We start from the raw sequence: 17701 nt of genomic DNA on the forward strand, positions 1-17701 counted from the left end.
GACGAGGCTCCCGGTAAGTGTCAATCCCCTGGTCGACACCCGGCTCGGCTACATCCTGCCGCTGGTGAACTCGTGCTTGCCAGTGGCGGTGTTCATCCTGCGCCGGTTCGGCGACGCGTGCGTGCCGGTCGGCGGTACCGGGATCGTGGCCGGGCCGACATCGTCGGCGGTCGGCACGGCGATGCTGCACGGCCTCTGCGTCGAGGTGGCCGAACTCCTTGCCGCCCGTGGGATCGCGCCGCCGGTTTACCGCTCGGCCAACCTGGACGCCGGCGATGCGGCCAACCGCCACCTGTTCCGCGAGTACGCCGGCCGCGTCGACTACCTGGGCTGACATGCGGGACCAGCAACGACCGATCGGTGCGCCGAGACGCGAAGCCAACCTGCGGAGGATCTTGCGCAAGGTCGTGGCGCCTCTGGGCATGTCACGGGGCGCGGGTGGCTGAGAGTGACCGCACCGGCAGGCCAGCCGGCGCCCGCAGCAGCGTTCGGGCGGACACGCCGCCTGCGGCGGCGACCCCAGCGCGGGCCTGGTGGCCATCTACCGCCGCGCCGACCGCGTCGTCGGCGCGCTCCCCGTCGACTGGACGAGGGACATCATGAAGTTTCCGGCGCCGCATCGCCGACCGGGCGCGTGGCATAGGGCGCTGGTGCTGGCCACGGACTGACCGCCGCACCGCGCGATGGGCCGCCCGGCCCCCTGTCGGGGTGGGGACGGGCGGCCCTGTCGCGCTGGCCGGTCCGGCATCGGCATGACATCCGGCCTGGACCCTGTCCGGCAGGGGTTCCATGCTGGTCCAGGGATGCCGACCTCGCGGAACGCCGGGCCGCTTGCCGGAGGCACCCCCGTCACTGAGGTGCCGTCCGGCATCAGCGGGTGTAGAGGATCTTGGTGCCTCCCGCGTTGACGGCGGAGACGGAGTTGACCCCGGACAGGTTGGGCACCTGCAGGTTCCGCCAGCCCGCGTTGCTCGCCGCCTCGTACACGCGGCCGTTGTTGACCGTGTATACGATTCTCGTGCCGTCCGCCAACGAGATGGCGGACAGACCGCTCCCGTAGAGGGGGCTACCGTTGTACCCCACGGCATACGGCGTCCAGTTGCCGCTTCCGGCTTCCCACACCGCGCCGGCACGGATTGTGTACAGCACCGTGCCGCCGTCATAGGGAATGGCCGACAGCGCCGACACACCACTCAACGTGGGCACTCGCAGGTTTCGCCAGCCGGCGTTGCTACCGGCCTCGTACACGTAGCCGTCCCGCATCGTATAGACGATCCGCGTGCCGTCGGCCCGCAGCACCGCGCTGACCGAATCCGCGTAGATCGGGCTTCCGTTGTATCCCACCGCGTACGGCCGCCAGTCGACGCTGGACGACTCCCACACCGCGCCCGCGCGGATCGTGTAGAGAACGGTCCCGCCGTTGAAGGCAATCGCCGACACGGCTGAGACGTTGTCGAGGTTCGGCACCCGCAGGTTCCGCCACCCGGCGTTGCTCGCCGCCTCGTACACGTACCCGTCACGCACCGAGTAGATGATTTTCGTGCCGTCCGCGCGCAGGACCGCGCTCACCTTCGATGCCACGATCGAGGCCACCGGAAGCGGCTGCCAGCCGGAGTTGTCCGCCGTCTCGAACACCTGCGTGTTCGACGCGGGCGGGGTCGTGCCCGCGTACTGGTTGTAGTAGTTCGTCGCGTAGCTAATCCGCGTTGACTCGTGACAGGTTCCGCAGCGCTCGTAAAGGTCCTGGAACGCGACGGTCGCGTCGGCAATCGTGCTCGACGCCCGCAACTGCGCCAGCCCGTAGCCCGAGATGTTCGTCAGCTCCCACCAGATGAAGCCGAGCTGCGCGTCCAGGCTCCACACGTTCTGGCCGGTCACCGTCGCGTACCAGGTCGCGTTGGCGCTCGCGGTCGTGTCCCAGCGGCCGCCGGTGCTCCACTGCGCGATCCCGCGGCCAGGACCGCCCGGCTCCTGCGCCAACGGGTTGATGTTGGACTCCTGCGCTAGGTTGCCCAGAACGCCTGCGGTCTGTTCCGCGGTGAGTCCCTTGCCCACGAAGAAGTCCCACGCCCTCCTGGAGTTGTCGGCGGCGCGTGCCTCACCGGGGAAGCCGATCCCGGATACGACGATGAGCCCTGCTAGGGCCACCAGACCAACGCGCCGCAGTAGCGCGTTCGGCAAACGATTCATGGTGTTTCCCACTCGTCTCGGTGTCACCGGGTGTAGAGGATCTCCGTGCCGCTGGCGTAGATGGCGGAGACGGCACCGACTCCGCCTAGGTTGGGCACCCGTAGGTTCCGCCATCCCGCGTTGCTTGCCGCCTCGAACACCGCGCCGTCGCGCACCGTGTAGACGATCCGCGTGCCGTCGGGCCGGTGGAGCGCGCTGACCGCATTCGCGTAGATGGGACTTCCGTTGTACCCCACGGCGTACAGCCGCCAGTCGACGCTGGAGGCCTCCCACAAGGTGCCCGCCCGGATCGTGTAGAGCGTCGTCGTTCCGTTGCGGGAGATGGCCGACACGGCTGCCACGCTGTCCAGGTTGGGCACCCGCAGGTTCCGCCATCCCGCGTTGCTTGCCGCCTCGAACACCGCGCCGTCGCGCACGGTATAGACGATCCGCGTGCCGTCGGACCGCAGCACCGCGCTGACCGCGTCCGCGTAGATCGGACTTCCGTTGTACCCAACGCAGAACGGAACCCAGTCGCCGCTCGCGCACTCCCACAACGCGCCCGACCGGATCGTGTAGAGCACGACCCCGCTGCCGACCGCGATCGCCGAAATCGCCGACACGCCGGCCAGGTTGGGCACGCGCAGGTTGCGCCAACCCGCGTTGCTCGCCGCCTCGTACACGTACCCGTCACGCACCGAGTAGATGATCTTCGTGCCGTCCGCGCGCAGGACCGCGCTCACCTTCGACGCCACGATCGAGGCCACCGGAAGCGGCTGCCAGCCGGAGTTGTGCGCCGTCTCGAACACCTGCGTGTCCCCCGGAGGCGCGTCACCGCCAAGGAACGCCAACGGGTTGATGCGCGTGCCGGAGGGGTCGTTCATGTGCCAGTGCAGGTGTGGGCCGGTCGAGGAGCCCGAGCCCGGCGCGCCCGGGTAGCCGCCGGACAACCCGACGATGTCGCCCATCGCGACCCGGGTGCCGTTCGCCACGACGAACCCGGACAGATGCAGGTACTGGGTTTTGTAGCCGTTGTCGTGGTGGATGACCGCCGTGTAGCCGCCGGTGCCGTTGTCGGGGTCGTTGTAGACCACACCCCCGCCCGCCGCAGGCAGCCGGGTGCCGACGGGCATGCCATAGTCGATCCCGCCGAGCGAGCCGCGGGCCAGGTGCCCTTCCCACGTCTCCGTGATCGGGTACCCCGTAAAGGGGTTGTAGAACCCGGGCACGGCCGCGGCCGCCACCCCAGTCCCCACGGTCACGCCTGCGACGGCGACCGCGCCCGCTGTCGCCGTCACACGCAAGAAAGTCCGCCTGTCGATCCCGTCCATGCCCACCACCTGGGTCTCAATGCGTTCACGGAATATCCGAAAACGAGCCTAGGAAGCGACAGCCGGCGATACATCGGTCAATCGACCGATGGCGATCAATGCAACGACGGGTGCGCCATCCGGGACCGGCCTGGTCCGCGACACCCCCGGCGGGGCCCGCTTCGATACAGGGCGGAGTCAACTGGTCGTCGCGACACCTTGTCGGAGAGGTGGAGCGATGGGCAGTGGGCCGGGGCAGAAGCGGGCTCGGCAGTATCGGGGTCACCCATGCCGGGGAATCCCTCTTCGCCCCCGGCAGTGACGGCGTAGCCACCGGAATGCAGAACGTCAGGACTGGTAGGCGGGCGTCCAGCCACGGTCCTCGGGCCGCTGTCGCACTGCCGGGCGTGAACTGCGGTTCTCGTGCAGCGCGAGTAGGACCACCGAGGTCAGTACCAGCACCAGGCCGGTCCACTGGCTCGTGTCGAGTTGCCCGTCGAGCAGGGTGAGTCCGACCACGGCGGCCGTCAGCGGGAAGGCCAGTTCGGCCAGGGCCGCGCTCGACGCGGGCGTGTGCCGGAGGGCGTGGTAGTACAGCGACAGGGCGAGCAGGCCCGGTACGGCCGCGAGCAACACCAGCCGCGGGACCAGCTCCACCGGAACCGTGACCGGCGTGCGGGTCGCCGCGGCGAAGGTGGCGAGGGTGACCAGTCCGACGGTGAACCGAAGCGTAGTGACATGCAGGAAGGACAGTTCGGCGCTGACCATCCGGCCGAGGACGGTGCCGGCTGCCCAGAGCGCCGCGGCCCCGGTGGCCAGCCCGGCCGCAGCGAGGCTGCGGGGGTGCATCCCCAGCGGGTCGGGGAACGCCAACAGCCAGGCGCCGACGACCGCAGGCACTGCGAAGAGGGGAAACCGCCGGCTCACCCGTTCCCCGAGCAGCGCGGCGGCCAGGACGATCGCCAGCGCTGGTTGCAGCTTCTGCAACACCTGCGGGGTGATCGGGTCGCCCAGCCGGAACGCGGCGGTGAACAGCGTCGTGGCCAGCGCCGAGGAGCCGGCTCCGATCACCAGCACGGCCAGCTTCGTCCGCACGGAGCAGCGGGCGAGGGTTCGTAGGGCCGAGATCAGCCAGGGCGACACCAGGAGCACGAGGACGACGTGTTCGGCCAGGACCACGCTCAGCGCCGGAAGCTGCTGGGAGAGCGGTTCCCGCAGCAGGCCGGAGAAGCCCCAGAGGCTGGCGGCGACGGCGACCAGCCAGGTGCGGTCGCTGGAGGCGCGGCTGGCGATCGGGATCATCGTGTCCTTTCCGGGGCGGTGGGGCACCGACCTGTGGGCCGGTGTCGCTTTGATCAGTGTCGGGCGGCGGACGGGGTCGGCTGGTCGGCGGACGGTGACCCGACCCACGAGCGGGTCGCCCCGCCGAGGCGGTCGGTCCCGAGCAAGAGCAGGTGGGCGACGGTGTCCACGTCCCGCCGCAGCCCGGGCGCGGTCACCGGGAGATCGTGATAGCCGTCGGCGAGGAACCGGCGGCGAGAGTCGGGGCCGAGGAAGGGCCGGAACTCGCCGGGATCGGTGAGTGTCACCATGGTGGTCCCGGTGCCGTCGGCGTCCGAGACGATGGACCGTGGGTGGGATCCGGCCGCCGTCAGCGCCGCGTCGAAGTCCGAGGGCTGTGCGCCGGCAAGATCGGCCATGGCGACGGCCAACCGCGCGTCGGGGAGCGCCTCCCGGGCGACGATGAGCGCGGTGAGGACTTCCCGGTTCAGGTCTGGCCCGCAGGTGGTGCCGGCGACGACGGCGCCGGCGGCCAACGCCGCGCCGACCACCTCCGGGTCGGTCGCGGCGACGACGACGGCACACACCCGACGGGCACGCGTCAGCCTGCCCACGACGTCGAGCAGCATCGCCCGGGCCAGTGCGCTCCGTTCGGAGACGTCGAGACCGACGCATCTGGTCTTGGCCGCCGCGAAGGGCTTTGCCGGTACGACCACCACCCACGAGCCGTCCGTCATGCGTCGGGTTCCATCCTGGTCAGCCGGCCGTACAGCTCGGGTCGCCGGTCGCGGAGGAAGGGGCGTCGACGGCGGGAGAGGTCGACGAGGCTCAGGTCCACCTCGGCCACCGCCACGTCGTCGCGGTCGTCGGCGGTCTGGGCGAGCACGTCACCGTTGGGGCCGTACACCGCGCTGAGTCCGAAGTAGTCCTTCACGCCCTCGGTGCCGACCCGGTTGGCGCAGATCACGAAGAGCCCGTTGAACACGGCGTGAGCGCGCAGCTCCAGCTGGAACACCTCACGCATCGGGGCGCTCGCCGAGGCGACCGGGACGCAGAGCACCGACCCGCCACGTAAGGCGACGATGCGGCTCAGCTCGGGGAAGTGCCGCTCGTAGCAGATGATGGTGCCGACTCCGGTCTCACCGGTCTGGACCACTTCCGGCTCGGCGCCGCCCGGTTGGAAGTAGAACTTCTCGGGGAAGCCGTTGGAGAACGGCAGGTGCGACTTGCGGTACACCGACCTGAGTTCGCCGTCGACGTAGGTGCAGGCGGTGTTGTGGTACACCCCCGGCACCTGCCCCGCCTCGAAGATCGACGAGACGATGGTCATCCGGTGCCGCTTCGACCGCTCGGCCGCCATCCGGTTGGACGGGCCGTCGAGTTCCTCGGCGTACTGGAAGTAGTCGAGGTCGGGCTCCGGCTGGACGAACGGCACCGCGAACAGCTCTGGCAGGAGCAGGATCCGAGCGCCCTGGGCGGCCGCGTCGTCGATCAGGTCGGCGGCCCGGCCGATCGTCTCGGCCCGGTCGTCGGTGGCGCGAAGTTGCAGGGCGGCGAGTCTCACGCGGGGACCTTTCCGACAGCCGGGGCCAGGCCGGTCAGAGCCAGGCCGGAACGGGTCTTGTACCGCTTGTTCACGCTGATCAGTACTGCGGTCAGCGGTTCCAGTTGCCGGGCCAGGCGCAGCCGGCCGGCGTCGAGGGCGCGGCCGCCCGTCACGTCGGCCGCGAGGGCCATCACCCGTTCCTTGGCAGCGATGTCGTCACCGCAGACCAGGACGTCCTCGTGGCTCAGGTCCGCCTCCGGGTCGAGCAGGAGGGGGGCGGCCAGGTGGTGGAATGCCCCGACCACGGTGGCCGAGGGGACGAGTTCGGCGGCCTCCTCGGCAGCGCTTCCGGCCAGGACGTTACGGCCGTACGGCCCGAAGCGGTCGAAGCTCAGCGGGTTGACGCAGCTGATGACGATCTTGCCGGCCATCGCACGCGCCAGGCTGGTCACCAGTTGGGCGTGTCCGTCGTACGGCACGGCGAGCAGCACGATGCCGGCGCTCTCCGCAGCCGCCAGGTTCGCCGCACCGGTGATCCGGGCAACGCCGGCCTGCTGGGCCAGCTCCTCGGCGGCGGCCGTGGCCCGCTCGGCGTCACGTGATCCGAGGACGACCTCGTGTCCGGCGAGCGCCAGGCGGTAGCCCAGCCCCCGGCCTTGTGGGCCGGTGCCACCGACCACGGCGATGCGGGTGGGAAGGTTTTCTGTCATCGGGTCATCCCTTCGCGGCCTGGGCGAGCCGGGTGAGGGTCTGTTCCTTGTCACCCAGCGTGGAGATGATCGGGCAGCGCACCCCGGCCTCGTGGTACGACTGCAGCTTCTGGAAGGCGTCGTCGGTGGAGCCGCAGGCGGTGACGTTCTGCACCAGGCTGTTGGGAACCAACTGCATCGCCCGCTTGATGTCCTCCGGCGTGGCGGGCCAGCCGGCGATCTCCTGCAACCGGTCGACGAGTTCGCGCTCCACCCCGCAGTGCTCGGCGATGTGCGGCTGCTGGCAGAGGTAGAGGGTGAGGAAGGCCTTGCACGCGTCGATGGCCTCCTGCGGGTCGTCGTCGTTGACGCTGCACGCCACGATCTGGGTCAGGTCGATGCCGTCGCGGCCGTCGGTCCGCTTGGCCACCCCCCGCTCGATCGCCTCACGGGCACCGACCATGTACGACGGGGGAAGCAGGAAGTCCATGTGTACGCCGTCGCTGATCTCGCCGGCGAGTTCGAGCATCCGCGGGCCTACCGCACCGATGTAGATCGGGATGTCGACCGGCTTGTTCTCGCGGTACATGCTGTCGAAGCGCACGTCCTTCATCTGCACGAACTCGCCGTCGAACGAGACGAGTTCGTTGCGGAAGAAGGCCTGCAGAACGGTGATGTACTCGCGCATCGACTTGATCGGCTTGGCCAGCGGCTGGCCGACCTTCGTCGCCAGCGGCTCCCACCAGGCGCCGATGCCCAGGATCGCCCGGCCCGGCGCCACCTCGTCCAGGGTCTTGAAGGTGACCGCCATCAGGGCCGCGTTGCGGCTCTTGTTGTTGACCACACCGGTGCCAATCTTCACGTTCTTCGTCCTACTCGCGATGATCGCCGCCGGGACGATGCCATCGCGCGCGAGTCGTCCCTCGGCGACCCACACGGACTCGAACCCGTTCTGGTCGGCGAACTCGGCCTGCCAGTAGGTCTGCTCCAGGCTGAGTCGCTCGCCGACATGGATACCCAGGGGAAGTTTCATCACTGTGTCAGCTCCGCTCGGTACGTGGTGGAGTGTGGGAATCGGTGGGTCAGGAGAGGCGCGGCGCGGCGCGGGTCAGGAAGGTTCCCCGGCCGGGGGTGTCGTGCCGGAGGCCGGCCGCGTCGACCAGGTGCTCACCCCGGGAGAACACGTGTACCGGCTTGCCGGTCACCCGCATGCCCTCGTAGATGTTGTAGTCGGTGCGCATGTGCGAACCCGCCGCCGTGATCACGTGATCGGCCGCCGGATCCCAGACCACCAGGTCGGCGTCCGCCCCGACGGCGACGATCCCCTTGGCTGGGAAGAGGCCGAACAGCTTGGCCGGCCGGGTGGCGACCAGGTCCACGAAGCGGCACGGGTCGATCAGCCCGCCAGCCACCCCGGCCTGCCAGAGGACCATCAGCCGATCCTCGATGCCCGGGACGCCGTTGGGCACCTTCGGGAAGTAGCCGGGGCTGCGCATCTTCTGCGGCGGCAGGTCGTCGGGCTGGTGCAGGCAGAAGCCGGCGTGGTCGGTGGCGACGGTGGACAGGGCGCCGGTGGCGAGCATCCGCCACAGGCCGTCCTGGTTGCTGCGTTCCCGGATCGGCGGCGAGCAGACGTACGCGGCGGCGTGCTCCCCGAGGTCCGCGTAGTCCTCGTAGGCGACGACCAGGTACTGCGGGCAGGTCTCGCCCCACACCCGCGACCCGGCCGCCCGGGCCCGGCTGATCTCGTCGGCCGCCGCCGCGCTGGAGACGTGCACCACGTACAGCGGTGTACCGATGGTGTCGGCGAGCACGACCGCCCGGTGCACCGCCTCGGCCTCGGACTCGTGCCCATGTGCCCGCAGGTGGAAGCTCTCGGCTGTCTGGCCGCTGTCCACCAGGCGCCGAACCTCCCGGGCGACCATGTGTCCGTTCTCGGCGTGCACCATCGGCAGTACGCCGAGCTCGCGCGCCAGCTCGAAGCCGTCGAGCAGCTCGTTGTCCTCGACCATCTGGCCCGGGTAGGCCATGAAGAACTTCCAGCTGGTGGCGCCCTCCGTGACCAGCCGACGCAGGTCGTCGAGGACGTCCGGCTGGGCGGCGCGGGGCGGGACGATGGCGTGCAGGCCGACGTCGATCACTGCCTTCGCCGCCGCCGCGTCCCGTCGGCGCAGGTAGGTGTCGTACAGCGACCGGTCCGGTTCCTTCTTGACGAAGTCGAGGACGGTGGTCGTGCCGCCGCACGCCGCCGCGACGGTCCCGGTGTGGAAGTCGTCGGCGGTGTGGGTACTGAACCCGTCGACCGGGTACTCCAGGTGTGTGTGCGCGTCGATGCCACCGGGCATGACCAGCTTCCCGGTCGCGTCGACGACGTGGTCGGCGGTCCAGTCCGGCCCGGCGCCGAGGGCGACGATCCGGCCGTCACGCACCAGCACATCGGCGCGGACCGCCGCATCGGCGTTGACGACCGTGCCGTTGGCGATCAACGTCGTTGGCATCTCGTACCTCTCCTCCCCGGCGGGCTCCCACCCGTCGTGCCGTTCGTCAGCCCTGGTAGTGCTCGTCGGCGAGGGACAGGACCTCGTCGAGGACGCCGAGCGCGAGATCGATCTCCTCGGCGTTGATCACCAGCGGCGGGGTCAGCCGCAGGACGTTGAAGTTGGCGGTCAGGTAGACGCCCTGCTGCATCGCGGCCTTGAGCAGGCGGCTGACCGGGGCCGCCGCCGGGCCCTTGGCGTTGAACGGGACGAGCGGCTCCCGGGTGTCGCGGTCGCGCACCAGCTCCACGCCGTAGAACAGACCCCGGCCACGGATGTCGCCGATGCTCGGGTGGCTCTCCGCCAGCTTGGCCAGGCCGGCCCCGAGCCGCTCCCCCATTGCCCGCGCGTTCTCCACCACGCCCTCGTCCTGCATGATCCGCAGGGAGGCCACGCCGGAGGCGCAGGCGAGCGGGTGTCCGGCGTAGGTCAGACCGCCCCAGAACATGTGGTCGCGCAGCCAGTCGGAGATCCGGGCGGAGACCGTCATTGCCCCGAGGGGTACGTAGCCGGAGTTCAGCCCCTTGGCGGTGGTGAGGATGTCGGGCACGACATCCCAGTGGTCGCAGGCGAACCACTCACCGGTACGGCCGAAGCCCGCCATCACCTCGTCGAAGATGAGCAGGATGCCGTGCCGGTCGCAGACCTCCCGCAGCGACCGCAGGTATCCGTCCGGCGGGTAGAGCAGTCCGTTCGTGCCGGTGACCGGTTCGATGATCACTGCGGCGACCGTCTCCGGGTTCTCGTACTGGAGGATCTCCTCCAGGTGCGGCCCCCCGGAGCAGACCGGGCACGGGTCGGGGTGCCCGGCCGGGCACCGGTAGGTGTAGGGGTCGAGCATGCGCACCACACCGGTCATCCCCGGCTCGGCCGCCCATCGGCGCGGGTCGCCGGTCAGCGACATCGCGCCCGCCGTGGCGCCGTGGTACGAGCGGTAGCGGGCGATGATCTTCTGCCGGCCGGTGACGTGCCGGGCCAGTCGGATGGCGTTCTCGTTGGCTGCCGCTCCGCCGGTGGTGAAGAAGCTCATCTTCAGGTCGCCGGGGGTCAGTTCGGCCATCAGCTCGGCCAGCTCCGCCCGGGAGCGCTCGGCGAAGCCGGGTCCGATGTAGCAGAGTTGCTCGGCCTGGGCGCGGATGGCCTCGACCAGTCGGGGGTGCTGGTGACCCAGGTTCAGGTTGACCAGTTGTGACTGGAAGTCGAGGTAGCGGCGGCCGTCGTAGTCCCAGAACCACGATCCGGATCCGCCGGCCACGGGGATGGGGTCGAGCGCGCCCTGCACCGACCAGGAGTGGATGACGTACTCCCTGTCGATTTCTTTGACCCGCTGGCTGGTCCAGGTGTCGGTGTCGGTGATCGTCATCGGCTGGCCTCCGTCCCGTCCGGCTGGGTCAGTTGCTCTTCAGCTCGGCGCCGAAGGCGGCGAGCCGGGCCAGCGGGCGTCCGGCGTTCGACGCGGCGCAGACCACGAGGATCTCCCGGGGCCGCGGCACGTCGGCTACCTGGAGGGTCACCGTCTGGTGGTGCGAGCGGGTCTTGGCGTCCAGCTTGTGCTTGAGCGGGATGTCGATGGGGCTGCCGGGCAGGCCGACCTTCTCGGCGGCGGGCAGCAGTTCGGTGCCGCCGGCCGGGTTGCGGAAGGCGTTGCCGAAGCGGAGGTTGTGGATCAGCGCCGAGCCGTGCTCGACCTCGCCGTCGATCCCGACGAGCGCCGCCTTGCCGAACGCCTCGACCTCCTCGCCGAGCAGTTCCACGCAGGCGGGGCCGACCAGGTTGCCGATCTCCTCACCGATCTCGTCGGCGAGGGTGACCAGGTCCTGGACGTACTCGCTGGGGTAGGGATTCTCGATGACCACGCCGGCGAAGGCGATCCGGTGCACCGGCTGCACCGCCCTGCCGTTCTCCAGTCGCGTCTCTTCGAGGTGACGGATCAGCTTGCGAACACGGACGCCCACGATCACTCCTTAGTGGTTCACTGGATGGACCATCGGTTCATATATTGGTTCTGCGGGAAGAGCGAAGTCAATAGCCTTCAAGGACAGATCCCGGGGCCCGGAGTGCCCGCGCGTCGCCCGATCCCCGCAGGTCACGAAGGACTCCGCCCCCTACCGGCGAGACGGGCCCCGGCTCAGCTCACGGCCGGTCCGTCAATAGACGTAGAGGTCAGTCCGCCGGTCGGCCACTGGCTGGTTGAACGGGTTGTGCAACCGTTCGGCACGCGAGCCGATCAGGTCCACCTCCGCCAGCAAGAGTTCCTCCCGGTCCGGGCTCGCCGGGCCGGCGAGCGGCCAACCGTCGGGTCCCACGAGGACGGACCGGCCGACGAACGTCTGCCCCCGCTCGACTCCGATCCGGCTGACCCCGGCGACGTAGCACTGGTTGGAGTGCGCCCCGGTCATGCACATGAGGTTCGCCATCGCTGGGGCGGTCTCGGGCTGCCCAGGCACCGGCACCCAGTTCGACGGCAACACCACCAGGTCGGCACCCTGCAACGCCGCGCTGCGGAACGTCTCGGGGAACCAGGCGTCGTAGCAGATCCCGATCCCGATCCGACCCAGCGGCGTGTCGAAGACCGGGAAGCCTTCCCCGTTACGGTCGTAGATCTCCTTCTCGTCGTTCCACAGATGGGCCTTGCGGAAGGTTCCGACATGGCCGGTAGGGCCAAGCAGCACTGCCGCGTTGAAGACCCGGTCCCCGTCCCGCTCGGTGACCCCACCCACGATCCACACGTCCAGCTCGGCGGCGAGCCTCGCCCAGGCGGCGACCGTAGGGCCGTCCGGCACCGGCTGGGCATGGTGCGCGGCCTCCGCCCGGTGGGCGAAGACGTATCCCGCCGAGGCCGCCTCCGGCAACACCACGAGCCGGGCCCCACGGCCCGCCGCCTCCCGGATCCAGTACGAGGTCTTGGCGATGTTCACCGGGATGTCACCGAAGACCGGCTCCAGTTGGACCCCGGCGAGCAGGAACCTGGTCACCATGACGCCCGTACCGCCGCATACTTGATGTTCAGGTACTCGTCGATGCCGGCCTTGCCGCCCTCGCGCCCGAGACCGGACTGCTTGACCCCGCCGAACGGTGCCGCCGGGTTCGAGATGATGCCCTGGTTGAGCCCCACCATCCCGCTCTCGAGGCGCTCGGTCACCCGCAGGCCACGGCCGAGGTTCTCCGTGAAGACATACGCGGCGAGGCCATACTCCGAGGCGTTGGCCCTGCCGACCGCCTCGTCCTCGTCGTCGAAGACCACGACCGGGGCGACCGGGCCGAAGATTTCCTCCCGGACGCACCGGGCGCCGTCGGGCACTCCAGACAGGACAGTCGGCGCGAAGAAGTGGCCCTCCCCGGCGATCGGTCCGCCGCCGGTGACGACGCTCGCCCCCGCCTGCGTCGCATCGGTGACCAACTGAGCAACCGACGCCACCGCGGCCTGGTCGATAAGCGGCCCCACCTCGGCCGAGGGGTCCAGCCCGTGACCGACGCGCAGCCCCTGCAGCCGCTCGGCCAGCGCGCCGACGAACCGCTGCGCCACCGACCGCTGCACGTAGAACCGGTTCGCGGCGGTGCACGCCTCACCCACGTTGCGCATCTTCGCCTGCACGGCCCCCTCGACCGCCAGCTCCAGGTCGGCGTCGTCGAACACGATGAACGGCGCGTTCCCGCCCAGCTCCATCGACGTGCGCAGCACCCGCTGCGCGGACTGGGCGAGCAGCGTCCGACCGACCGGGGTCGAGCCGGTGAACGACAGCTTGCGCAACCGGTCGTCGGCGAGCAGCGCCGAGGTGACCCGGCCGGACTGCGAGGTGGTGAGCACGTTGACCACACCACGCGGCAGGCCGGCCCGCTCCAGGATCTCCACCAACGCCAGCATCGACAGCGGGGTCTGCTTGGCCGGCTTGACCACGACGGTGCAGCCGGCCGCCAGGGCGGGACCGATCTTGCGGGTGCCCATCGCCATCGGAAAGTTCCACGGGGTCACCAGTAGACAGGGGCCGACCGGCTGCCGCAGGACGACGACGCGCGAGTTCCCGGCCGGTGCCGTGAGGTAGCCCCCGTCGATCCGGACCGCCTCCTCGGCGAACCAGCGGAGAAACTCCGCGGCGTAGGTAACCTCGGCCTGGGACTCCGCGAACGCCTTGCCCATCTCCAGGGTCATCATCCGGGCCAGGTCGTCCCGGCGTTCGATGACCAGGTCGAACGCCCGGCGCAGCACCTCTCCCCGTTCTCGGGGCGGGGTGGCGGCCCAGCCGGACTGGGCACGGGTGGCGGCGGCCAGGGCGTCCAGCCCGTCGGCGACCGAGGCGTCCGCCACCTCGGCGATCGTCGACCCCGTCGCCGGGTCCTCCACGGCCAGGACGGCACCGTCCCGGCCCGCGCGCCACTCGCCGTCGACGTACAGGCCCTTGGGGGTCTTGTCGACCACGGTCATCGCCGCCGCCAACGCCTCGGCTGGTACGGCCATTGCTTCCTCCTTCACCGCAGGCCTCGCCACGGGCGAGCCGGTACGGTCGGCGGGTGCCCTAGCGTCTGGCAAAGGCACTCGGGATATCGATGTCAGCGTTGCTGAGCAGGTCGGTGAGCTGTCGTGCGGCCTTGATCACCGACTCCGCCATGATGTCGATGCGGTCGCGGGTGATCCGGTAGGTGGGCCCGCCGATCCAGACCGCGTACGGCGTCGTCCCTCGCAGGCGCACCGGTGCGGCGACCGACGCCGCCCCGATCTCCAGCTCGTCGTACGCGAAGGCGAACCCCCGGTTCCGAACCGCCTCCAGCGAGCCCATGAAGGACTCCAGGTCTCCTGCCTCCGGCGGGGCGTGCTCGGCGAACTCCTCGGTGAAGTCGGCCCGCACCGAATCCGGGTTCAGCGCCGCCAGCAGCACCTTCCCCGTGGAGGTCGCCCACACCGGCTGGGTACGGGGTACCGGCTTGAGCGTCTGCCCGATCAGCGACGGCCCCGGCACCTGGGCGACGACCATCACCTTCGGTGGAAGCAGCACGTCGAAGCCCGCGGTCTCCCTGGTCTCCTCCGCCAGGTTCCGCAGCACCTCCCGCATGTGCCCGTACGCGCCGCCGCCGTCGAGCAGACCGCCCACGATGGAGAGCAGTCCGAGCGACACCCGGTAGCGACGGGTCACCGGATCGAGGGTGAGCCAACTCTCCCGCTCCAGCACGGTGAGCACCCGGTAGCAGGTGGCCTTGGGGATACCCGCCTCCCGGGCCACCTCGCTGAGTCCGACACCCTCGGGGTGAGCTGCCACGGCCCGCAGGAGCCAGATCGTACGTCGCACCAGCCCCGCCTCACTGGGCGCCATTGCTACCTCCATCAATTGCCATCGGCCAAGGGATACGGCCCATATCTTGGCAGGCGTCATTGGCTGCGGACGTGTGCCGAACGGCGGCGCCGCCCGGCACACGCCGCTCGCCTACTTCCCGCCTTCCGTGATCGTCACAGCCTGCGGTGTGTAGGAGGTCCCGCTGACGTCGAAGCCGTCGGCCTTGAGTTCGTCGTTCGCGCGCTGCGACAGATCGGTGCGGAACGCGTCCTTGTCCGGAACGTTCTTCAGCACGCCCCCACCGATCGCGATCTTGATCGTCTGGTCCCAGGCCGCCTGGTCCATCATTCCCACGCCCTTGGTCGCGGGCCAGATCAGCTTGTTGATCTCGTTGAGCATCCAGGTCTGGTGCCCCTGCCCCAGCGCACTGCCGTTGTCGAGCACGATGTCGACGCAGCCGGCCAGGTCGTCGCGACAGTAGCCCCAGCCGCGGTAGGACGCCTTCAGGAACTTCACCGCCGTGTCCTGGTTGACCTGCTCCCCCAGCCAGTCACCACGGGCGTAGAGGCCGTCCTCCAGGCTGGTGTAGCCGGCGTCCTGGAGACTGATCACCGAGAAGTCCGAGGGCTGGTAGAGCTTGCCCGTCTTCGGGTTCTTGGTTTCCAGCAGTTGGGCGTACTCGTTGTAGGTCTTGGCCTGACCGGCGTCGATCTCCCGACGGAGCAGCAGCGACATGTCGAACGGTTGCTGGATGATCTCCGTGTCGCGGCTCGGGTCGACGCCGGCGTCCTTCATCGCTGCGAACAGCACGAGCTCGTTGCCGTAACCCCAACTCCCGACCTTCTTACCCTTCAGGTCGGTCAACGCCTTGATGCCGGAGTCGGCCCAGGCGACCTGGAGATAGGCGCCACGCTGGAACACCTGGCCGATGTTCACCAGATTCGCGCCCTGCTCCCGGGTCACCATCGTCTTGGTGACGTGGCTGACCGCGAACTCGGCGTTGCCGGCGGAGAGCACCTGCTGAGGAACGATGTTGACGCCGCCCTCCTGGATGGTGACGTCGAGACACTCCTCGGCGTAGTAACCCTTCTCCTTGGCCGCGTAGTAGCCGGCGAACTGGGCCTGGGCGACCCACTGGAGCACCACCCGGACCTTGGTGGTCGACTCGCAGTTCTTGGCGGCCTCAGCCGCGGACTCGCTCGGGGTGTCGGACATGCCACCGCAGGCCGAGGCGGCGAGCAGGACGGCGGTGAGGGCGGTGGCGATTGTGGCGGGGCGACCCTTTCGCGGGGTCCGCCATAGTTGCAGGGCCATTCTGACTCCAACAGATCGTGGTGGCCCGTGGCTCACGAGTCGCTGTCGTGCAGGGACTCGTGCCAGGGCATCAGGAGGCGTTCCAACAGAGACGTGACACCGAACAGCAGCAGACCGAGCGCGCTGGCCACGGCGATCCCCGCCCAGGCGAACTCAAAGCGGGGCAGGGCCGCCTGGTAGGCGATGTACACCCCGAGAGCGTTGCTCGGTCCCCCGAAGTACTCGGTCACAATCACGCCGATCACGGCGAGCGTGCTGCCGAGCTTGAGCGCGTTGAACAGGTACGGCAACGCGTTGGGCAACCGCAGCATGAGCGCCACCTGTCGTGGCTGCGCCGCGAGCGATTGCATGATCTCCAGGTGCAGGGGTGAGACCTGGAGAAGTCCCCTGGTGGTGTTGACCAGCACCGGGAAGAAGACCATCACCGCGGCCACGCCGGCCTTCGACATCGGGTTGGTGACCCCGAACCAGTTGTTGAAGATCGGCGCGAGGGCCACGATCGGGGCGCAGTTGATGACGACGGCCGCGGTCAGCACCGGCGCGGACACTCCCGGGAACCGGCTGAGCGCCAACGCCACCATGACCCCCGCTACCGCGCCGAGGACCAAGCCGAGGAGCACCTCCTGCACGGTGACCACCGACGCCGACATGATCGTGCCGAACTCGGCCCGGAACGCCGACGAGATGTCGGCCGGCGCCGGGACGATGAACGACGGAACGTCGAAGACGGTCACCAGCACCTGCCACGAGCCAATGATCACCAGCGCGGTGAGGACAACCGGGAGGAACCGGCCGACCGCCGACCGGGCACCGGCGCCGGGCGACGTGTCCCGCGCTAGCCGCGCCGTGCTCATCGGGCCGCCTGCTCGACCGGGACGCCGTGCAGCGTCGTACGCACCTCGGTGACCTTGGCGAAGAACGCCTCGGTGGTCCGGGTCGCCGCCGTGCGCGGGTATGGCAGGTCGACGTCGATGCTGGCGGCGATCCGTCCGGGACGCGCGGACATCACGACGATCCGCGACGACAGGAACACCGCCTCGGAGATGCTGTGCGTGACGAACACGACGGTGGTCTGGGTGTCCGACCAGATCCGCAGCAGCTCGCCCTGCAACCGCTCGCGGTTCATCTCGTCGAGCGCGCCGAGCGGCTCGTCCATGAACAGAATCTCCGGGTCCGCCGACAGCGCGCGGGCGATCGCCACCCGCTGCTGCATGCCGCCGGAGAGCTGCCAGGGAAAGTGCCGGGAGAAGTCGGAGAGGCGAACCAGTTCCAGCATCTCGTGGGCCTTGGCCCGCCGGGTCTGCTTGTCCACCCCGGCCACCTGCAACGGCAGCTCGACGTTGCGCTGGACGGTACGCCACTCGAAGAGGCCGGCCTGCTGGAAGACCATGCCGTAGTCCCGGTCCGTCCGTGCCGCGCCCGGCGTCTTGCCGTTCAGCGACACCGTGCCGCTGGTCGGCTCGGTCAGGTCGGCCAGGACCCGCAGCAGAGTGCTCTTGCCGCAGCCGCTCGGGCCGAGCAGGGACACGAACTCGCCCCGCTTGATCGACAGGTCGATGTCCTCAAGTGCCGTCACCGTACGATTTCC

17 protein-coding genes are annotated in these 17701 nt (G+C 69.7%); 1 reads left to right on the top strand and 16 read right to left on the bottom strand.

The window, feature by feature from the left end; all coding sequences use genetic code 11:
• Positions 1-64: 64 nt before the first annotated feature.
• Positions 65-334, top strand: coding sequence for a phosphoheptose isomerase family protein (locus GA0074692_RS13475; protein WP_141725278.1), 270 nt, complete (start codon positions 65-67; stop codon positions 332-334).
• 536 nt (positions 335-870) lie between these two features.
• Here the strand turns inward: GA0074692_RS13475 and GA0074692_RS13480 are convergent.
• From GA0074692_RS13480 to GA0074692_RS13555, 16 genes are all read right to left on the bottom strand, one after another.
• A complete protein-coding gene (locus GA0074692_RS13480; protein ID WP_141725279.1) occupies positions 871-2190 on the bottom strand; it encodes a phage tail tip lysozyme in 1320 nt (439 codons plus the stop codon).
• 23 nt (positions 2191-2213) lie between these two features.
• Positions 2214-3500, bottom strand: coding sequence for a M23 family metallopeptidase (locus tag GA0074692_RS13485; RefSeq protein WP_091644383.1), 1287 nt, complete (start codon positions 3498-3500; stop codon positions 2214-2216).
• 327 nt (positions 3501-3827) lie between these two features.
• Positions 3828-4781 carry a DMT family transporter gene (locus GA0074692_RS13490; protein ID WP_091644387.1) on the bottom strand — a complete coding sequence of 318 codons (954 nt, stop codon included), beginning with the start codon at positions 4779-4781 and terminating at the stop codon, positions 3828-3830.
• A 53-nt stretch (positions 4782-4834) separates the two neighbouring features.
• A complete protein-coding gene (gene cofC / locus GA0074692_RS13495; RefSeq protein ID WP_091644392.1) occupies positions 4835-5497 on the bottom strand; it encodes a 2-phospho-L-lactate guanylyltransferase in 663 nt (220 codons plus the stop codon).
• On the bottom strand, positions 5494-6324 hold the full coding sequence (locus tag GA0074692_RS13500) for a carbon-nitrogen hydrolase family protein (protein ID WP_091644396.1): 831 nt from the start codon (positions 6322-6324) through the stop codon (positions 5494-5496). The genes cofC and GA0074692_RS13500 overlap by 4 nt, the downstream gene beginning before the upstream one ends.
• The gene (gene npdG / locus GA0074692_RS13505) at positions 6321-7016 is read right to left on the bottom strand and encodes an NADPH-dependent F420 reductase (RefSeq protein ID WP_091644401.1); all 696 of its coding nucleotides are present in this window, start codon (positions 7014-7016) and stop codon (positions 6321-6323) included. Before npdG ends, GA0074692_RS13500 begins: the two co-directional genes overlap by 4 nt.
• A 4-nt stretch (positions 7017-7020) precedes the next feature.
• Positions 7021-8028, bottom strand: a complete 1008-nt coding sequence (locus tag GA0074692_RS13510; RefSeq protein ID WP_091644404.1) for an LLM class flavin-dependent oxidoreductase — start codon at positions 8026-8028, stop codon at positions 7021-7023.
• 49 nt (positions 8029-8077) lie between these two features.
• Entirely contained in the window at positions 8078-9493 is a 1416-nt protein-coding gene (gene hydA / locus GA0074692_RS13515) for a dihydropyrimidinase (protein WP_091644407.1), read from the bottom strand.
• Positions 9494-9539: 46 nt separating this feature from the next.
• Positions 9540-10895, bottom strand: coding sequence for an aminotransferase class III-fold pyridoxal phosphate-dependent enzyme (locus GA0074692_RS13520; protein ID WP_091644411.1), 1356 nt, complete (start codon positions 10893-10895; stop codon positions 9540-9542).
• Between the two features lie 28 nt (positions 10896-10923).
• A complete protein-coding gene (locus tag GA0074692_RS13525; protein ID WP_091644415.1) occupies positions 10924-11487 on the bottom strand; it encodes an amino acid synthesis family protein in 564 nt (187 codons plus the stop codon).
• A 192-nt stretch (positions 11488-11679) separates the two neighbouring features.
• Positions 11680-12510, bottom strand: a complete 831-nt coding sequence (locus GA0074692_RS13530; protein ID WP_091644418.1) for a nitrilase family protein — start codon at positions 12508-12510, stop codon at positions 11680-11682.
• Positions 12504-13988: an NAD-dependent succinate-semialdehyde dehydrogenase gene (locus tag GA0074692_RS13535; protein WP_245730297.1), complete on the bottom strand. Its 1485-nt coding sequence runs from the start codon at positions 13986-13988 to the stop codon at positions 12504-12506. The genes GA0074692_RS13530 and GA0074692_RS13535 overlap by 7 nt, the downstream gene beginning before the upstream one ends.
• 58 nt (positions 13989-14046) lie before the next feature.
• Positions 14047-14814 carry an IclR family transcriptional regulator gene (locus GA0074692_RS13540; RefSeq protein WP_176738445.1) on the bottom strand — a complete coding sequence of 256 codons (768 nt, stop codon included), beginning with the start codon at positions 14812-14814 and terminating at the stop codon, positions 14047-14049.
• A 135-nt stretch (positions 14815-14949) separates the two neighbouring features.
• Positions 14950-16113: an ABC transporter substrate-binding protein gene (locus GA0074692_RS13545; protein WP_091644425.1), complete on the bottom strand. Its 1164-nt coding sequence runs from the start codon at positions 16111-16113 to the stop codon at positions 14950-14952.
• A 32-nt stretch (positions 16114-16145) separates the two neighbouring features.
• Positions 16146-16967 carry an ABC transporter permease gene (locus GA0074692_RS13550; RefSeq protein ID WP_091644430.1) on the bottom strand — a complete coding sequence of 274 codons (822 nt, stop codon included), beginning with the start codon at positions 16965-16967 and terminating at the stop codon, positions 16146-16148.
• Complete coding sequence (locus GA0074692_RS13555; protein WP_245730298.1) at positions 16964-17689, bottom strand: ABC transporter ATP-binding protein; 726 nt, start codon at positions 17687-17689, stop codon at positions 16964-16966. The genes GA0074692_RS13550 and GA0074692_RS13555 overlap by 4 nt, the downstream gene beginning before the upstream one ends.
• Between the last annotated feature and the right edge of the window lie 12 nt (positions 17690-17701).

This window comes from Micromonospora pallida, assembly GCF_900090325.1.
Classification (GTDB): Bacteria; Actinomycetota; Actinomycetes; order Mycobacteriales; family Micromonosporaceae; genus Micromonospora; species Micromonospora pallida.

Bases quoted from the DNA above. Each gene is read 5' to 3' on its own strand.
- GA0074692_RS13480 (WP_141725279.1), bottom strand. From the start codon at position 2,190: ATGAATCGTTTGCCGAACGCGCTACTGCGGCGCGTTGGTCTGGTGGCC.
- GA0074692_RS13485 (WP_091644383.1), bottom strand. From the start codon at position 3,500: ATGGACGGGATCGACAGGCGGACTTTCTTGCGTGTGACGGCGACAGCG.
- GA0074692_RS13490 (WP_091644387.1), bottom strand. From the start codon at position 4,781: ATGATCCCGATCGCCAGCCGCGCCTCCAGCGACCGCACCTGGCTGGTC.
- cofC (WP_091644392.1), bottom strand. From the start codon at position 5,497: ATGACGGACGGCTCGTGGGTGGTGGTCGTACCGGCAAAGCCCTTCGCG.
- npdG (WP_091644401.1), bottom strand. From the start codon at position 7,016: ATGACAGAAAACCTTCCCACCCGCATCGCCGTGGTCGGTGGCACCGGC.
- GA0074692_RS13510 (WP_091644404.1), bottom strand. From the start codon at position 8,028: ATGAAACTTCCCCTGGGTATCCATGTCGGCGAGCGACTCAGCCTGGAG.
- hydA (WP_091644407.1), bottom strand. From the start codon at position 9,493: ATGCCAACGACGTTGATCGCCAACGGCACGGTCGTCAACGCCGATGCG.
- GA0074692_RS13520 (WP_091644411.1), bottom strand. From the start codon at position 10,895: ATGACGATCACCGACACCGACACCTGGACCAGCCAGCGGGTCAAAGAA.
- GA0074692_RS13530 (WP_091644418.1), bottom strand. From the start codon at position 12,510: ATGGTGACCAGGTTCCTGCTCGCCGGGGTCCAACTGGAGCCGGTCTTC.
- GA0074692_RS13535 (WP_245730297.1), bottom strand. From the start codon at position 13,988: ATGGCCGTACCAGCCGAGGCGTTGGCGGCGGCGATGACCGTGGTCGAC.
- GA0074692_RS13545 (WP_091644425.1), bottom strand. From the start codon at position 16,113: ATGGCCCTGCAACTATGGCGGACCCCGCGAAAGGGTCGCCCCGCCACA.
- GA0074692_RS13550 (WP_091644430.1), bottom strand. From the start codon at position 16,967: ATGAGCACGGCGCGGCTAGCGCGGGACACGTCGCCCGGCGCCGGTGCC.